The organism is Synechococcus sp. H70.1 (genome assembly GCF_047502705.1).
GTDB lineage: Bacteria > Cyanobacteriota > Cyanobacteriia > Thermostichales > Thermostichaceae > Thermostichus.
Window position 1 is genome coordinate 34,789 of record NZ_JANSIV010000047.1, and the last position, 4,398, is coordinate 39,186.

At 62.8% G+C, this 4,398-nt stretch carries 4 protein-coding genes; all 4 read left to right on the plus strand.

Features of this window, described 5'->3' with window-relative positions:
• Positions 1–124 precede the first annotated feature (124 nt).
• The 4 genes from NW827_RS03885 (at position 125) to cobN (ending at position 4,258) form a co-directional block, all read left to right on the plus strand.
• Positions 125–277 carry a hypothetical protein gene (locus NW827_RS03885; protein ID WP_414403378.1) on the plus strand — a complete coding sequence of 51 codons (153 nt, stop codon included), beginning with the start codon at positions 125–127 and terminating at the stop codon, positions 275–277.
• A gap of 3 nt (positions 278–280) precedes the next feature.
• Positions 281–574 (plus strand): hypothetical protein, encoded by a 294-nt coding sequence (locus NW827_RS03890; protein ID WP_414503357.1) that lies wholly within the window; start codon positions 281–283, stop codon positions 572–574.
• Positions 571–1,758, plus strand: coding sequence for an SBBP repeat-containing protein (locus NW827_RS03895; RefSeq protein ID WP_414403376.1), 1,188 nt, complete (start codon positions 571–573; stop codon positions 1,756–1,758). The genes NW827_RS03890 and NW827_RS03895 overlap by 4 nt, the downstream gene beginning before the upstream one ends.
• Before the next feature lie 289 nt (positions 1,759–2,047).
• Positions 2,048–4,258, plus strand: coding sequence for a cobaltochelatase subunit CobN (cobN, locus tag NW827_RS03900; protein ID WP_414503358.1), 2,211 nt, complete (start codon positions 2,048–2,050; stop codon positions 4,256–4,258).
• Positions 4,259–4,398: the final 140 nt, after the last annotated feature.

Here is a 4,398-nt window from a genome sequence, read left to right on the forward strand (position 1 = left end):
AACTTGCGCGAAGGCTTTCCAACTTCAAAGCATGACCTGGGTGTCGTTGTAGCGCTGAGCCCCTACGGGGAGGCCATTTGCGCTGCTGTTGGGGGAAAGCAAGCCACAAGCGCTGCTAGCTGCCGTGGATGGATTGGTGTACGACGAGCTGGATCAATCGCAAGCCCATTTGCCCCAGCGTCAGCCTCCTCCGCTCCACCTGCTCATTGTCGGCGTCGAAGCCCTCTCCCTGGTCTCTTGGCACCACCCGGCTGTTTGGGGAGTGCCGGCGGGCTGACGTTTGGCTGCCTGTTTCCCCGACGAGCTCATCGAGGCCATCGCGCAGGAAATCCATCCCTGGGCTATTGCCGTGCAGTGGCAGCCTGAGTTCAACTTTGAAGAGGCCCAGCCTTTTTGCCTGTTCCAGGGCAAGCAGCGCTGCAGTTTTTGCCGCGCCTGGCTAGCCCTGAAGCAATGCCTCAGGTTACCTAGGGATCCTGTGCTGCTGCAGAAGACGTGGAGGCTTATCCCTCGCGATAGCTGGGGAGAGCCCTTGCTATGCTTTGCCCAGTGCCCCCCAAAAGAGGGCCTATGAGCAGGAGACAGGCACTGGCTAGAGCAGTTCTGGGCGGCTTAGCTTTTTTCGGTTTAGGTTTTGGCTGTAGTCCCAGCCCTTGGCTGCGCCAGTTTGGTACCCCTTCCTCTGACGAGGCTCGCGCCATCGCAATTGATGGAAAGGGAAATATTTGGGTGGCGGGAGTAACGGAGGGAAGCTTTTTGGGCCAAAGCTCGGCAGGGGGTGGTGATGGTTTCTTGCGCAAGTACAATCCCTGGGGCCGAGAGCTCTGGACACGGCAGTTGGGCACCCCTGCTTTAGACGAAGTTGTGGCGGTGGCAGTGGACAGGAGAGGGAACACCTGGGTGGCAGGAGTGACCTACGGCGCTTTCCCTGGCTACAGCAATGCCGGCGCAAAAGACATCTTCCTGCGTAAGCACGATCCCCAGGGTCGGGAGCGCTGGACGCAGCAGTTGGGCGGTGCTGAGCCTGACCAGGTCACTGCCATTGCCGTGGATGGCAAGGGCAATGTCTGGGTAGCCGGAAATAGCGGAGGCAAGAGCTTTGTGCGCCAATACAACGCTGACGGCAAACCCCTCTGGGTCCGCGAGCTAGGGGCCCAGGTCACTGCCCTGGCCGCCGATGGGGCAGGAAATCTCTGGATAACCGGATTCGTCCGCGACCGCACAAGGGCCGGCGGCTTTGTCGGCCAGTATGATCCCAGCGGCAACCAGGTTTGGCTGCGCCAGTTTTCCAACAAAGGGGGCGACGGCACTCTTGCCATCGCTGTGGGAGAGGAGGGAAAAGTTTGGGTGGCGGGCTATACCCAAGAGGCTCCTGCTGGACAGGCCTTGCTCCAGGGGTACAGTGTCTTTGTGCGGCAGTATGATCCCTACGGCAACGAGCTCTGGAGCCGCCAATGGGACAGCGCGAAAGGGGAGCGCCCTCTGGCCATTGCCGTGGATAGGCTCGGAAGGGTCTGGGTGGCAGGATCCACCCAGGGATTTCCTGCAAGTCGCAGCGATGCCTTTGTCCGCCTCTACGATACCAACGGCGGCGAGCTCTGGCGCCACCAGTTCGGCAGCGCCGACTTCGACTGGATCCAGGCCATGGCGCTAGACCAAGAGGGCACCCTCGGGGTGGTAGGTGTAACCTGGGGATCCCTCGCCGGAGAGCCCCATGCTGGTCTGAAAGATGTCTTTGTGCTCAAGTACGGCCGTTAGGTTGACACTCCCACCGCCTCAAGGCGTAGGGTTCTTACGTAGTGGCGCTGTCAAGACGCCTCTAGACAGTCCCCTGAGGCAAAGCCCTGCTCGCCTCAGCGGGGCGGAGCCCTCTCGCGTCCCGGACGCTTACACCAGGCGGATTTTTCACCGTGATTAGCTGCTGGCCCGGGAACGATACACCTTTTCGGCAAGTATACCCTTTTCCGCCCCCCACTCAAGTGCAGGGCTACCAAGCTATCCTTCTGGGTAGTCTCAAGGAGATGGCGAGGCGCCTGGCGCTGGCTCTATGCACCGGATAGCTGCTTTGCCGGGGGGATGGGATCCTTCCCAAGGCGGGGTCGTTTTCCTGGAGCAGGATCCGGCCCCCATCGTTGTCCTGTCGGCAGCCGACACGGATCTGACGGCCTTGAGCGCAGCCATGCGCCTGCTGCCGGCTGATTTCCCGGCGGTGCGGGCGGCTAACCTCTTGCAGTTGCAACAGCCTCTGAGCATCGACGACTACGCCGAGAAGGTGTTGCGGCAAGCTCAGGTGGTGCTCCTGCGCCTGTTGGGGGGAAGGGCCTACTGGAGCTATGGCCTGGAGGTGGCCAAAGAGGTAGCGGCAGCAGCGGGATCCACCCTGATTGTGATCCCTGGGGATGACCGCCCCGATTGGGATTTGGTTAGCCACTCCACCGTGCCCCTGGCAGTGGCCGACCGGGTGTGGCAGTACTGGCTGGAGGGAGGAGCAGCCAATGTGGCGGCTTGCTTGAAATTCTTGGCCAGGGAGTTCCTGGGACAGGAGTACGCCGTGCCAGAGCCGCAGGTGCTGCCTCGGCTGGGGATCTACCATCCCCCCCTATCCCCCCTCAAGGATCCCCACGCCCCCAAGGTAGGGATCCTGCTCTACCGCGCCCATGTTTTGGCGGGGAATACGCAGCCAATAGATGCCCTGGCCAAAGCCCTGCAGGAGCGGGGGTTGCAGCCGCTGTGTCTGTACACCTATGGCCTGCAGGAACCGGACTTGCCGCAGGCCATCCGGGAGCACTTCGGCGGCCAAATTGAACTTCTGTTGAACACCACTAGCTTTTCCCTGGCCCGCCTGGAGAGCGAGCAGCCCGATGTCCGCCTCTGGCAGGAGCTGGATGTGCCGGTTGTGCAGGTGGTCTTGAGCAGTGGGTCGCGGGAGCGCTGGGAGAACTCCACTCGGGGCTTGGGGGCGCGGGATCTGGCCATGAACGTGGTGTTGCCGGAGGTGGACGGGCGCCTCCTCAGCCGCGCCATCTCGTTCAAGACGGTTCAACAGTGGGATCCCCGCCTGCAGACGGAGATCATGGCCTATGAGGCTGTGCCGGATCGGGTGGCGTTTGTGGCCGAGCTGGCGGCCAACTGGGTAAAGCTGCGGCGCACTCCTGCCAATCAGCGCCGTCTAGCCTTGATTTTGGCCAACTACCCCAGCCGGGATGGACGGCTGGCCAATGGGGTAGGGTTGGATACACCGGCAAGCTGCGTGGAGATCCTCAAGGCCCTGGCGGAAGCTGGCTACCGCGCCTGTCCACTGCCCCAGAGCGGAGATGAGCTCATCCGCTGGCTAACCCAGGGCCAAACCTATGATCCGCTGGGATCCCTACGCCCGGCGCGGCAGGTGCTGCCGGCTGCCCTCTATCGGGAGTGGTTTGCCCAGTTGCCTGCCGCTGTCCAAGAGGATCTGGTGCGGCAGTGGGGGGATCCGCCCGCCCACGACCTCCCCATTGTCGGCCTGCAGCTGGAGCAGGTTTTTGTCGGCATCCAGCCGCCGCGAGGCTACGACCGGGATCCCTCTTTGAACTACCACGCCCCAGATTTGGTACCGCCCCATGAGTACCTAGCCTTTTACCTGTGGCTGCGGCAAGTGTTTGGCGTGCAGGCGGTGGTGCATGTGGGCAAGCACGGCAACCTGGAGTGGCTGCCTGGCAAGGGATCCGCCCTTTCAGCCACCTGCTACCCAGAAATAGCCTTGGGGCCCCTGCCCCACTTCTACCCCTTCATCGTCAACGATCCCGGCGAGGGATCCCAGGCCAAGCGGCGGGCTCAGGCTGTCATCCTCGACCACCTCACCCCGCCCCTAACCCGCGCCGAGCTCTACGGACCCTTGGCGGAACTGGAGCGGCTGATGGACGAGTACTACGAGGCCCAGCAGATGGATCCGGGGCGCTGCCCGCTGATCCGCGCCCAGATCCAGGAACTTGTCCGCCAAGAGCACCTCGACTTGCAGTTCAACCTAGAGAAAGAGGAAGACTGGACCCGCCTCGATGGCTACCTCTGCGAGCTCAAGGAATCCCAGATCCGGGATGGACTGCACATTTTTGGCCGCACCCCCACTGGCGAGCAACTGGTGGATCTCCTGTTGGCCCTGGCCCGCTACCCGGGTGCTGGACAGTTGGGCCTTACGCAGGCCATCGCCCGCGACTGGGGCTGGGACTGGGATCCCCTGGCCGCCGACCTCACGGATCCCTGGCCGGACAAACCGCCGGCCTAAAAGTCGCTACCGAATTGCAAGGGAAAGCTCGCCGCCTCAATCCCTAGCCCCCCTCTCCCTCCGGGAGAGGGGCAGGGGGTGAGGGACGCTCTGGGAGAGGGGCCGGGGGTGAGGGGCAAACTCAAACCGAGAAGCCTCAG

Coding starts and splice junctions, on each gene's coding strand:
- NW827_RS03895 (WP_414403376.1), top strand. CDS start 571: ATGAGCAGGAGACAGGCACTGGCTAGAGCAGTTCTGGGCGGCTTAGCT.
- cobN (WP_414503358.1), top strand. CDS start 2,048: ATGCACCGGATAGCTGCTTTGCCGGGGGGATGGGATCCTTCCCAAGGC.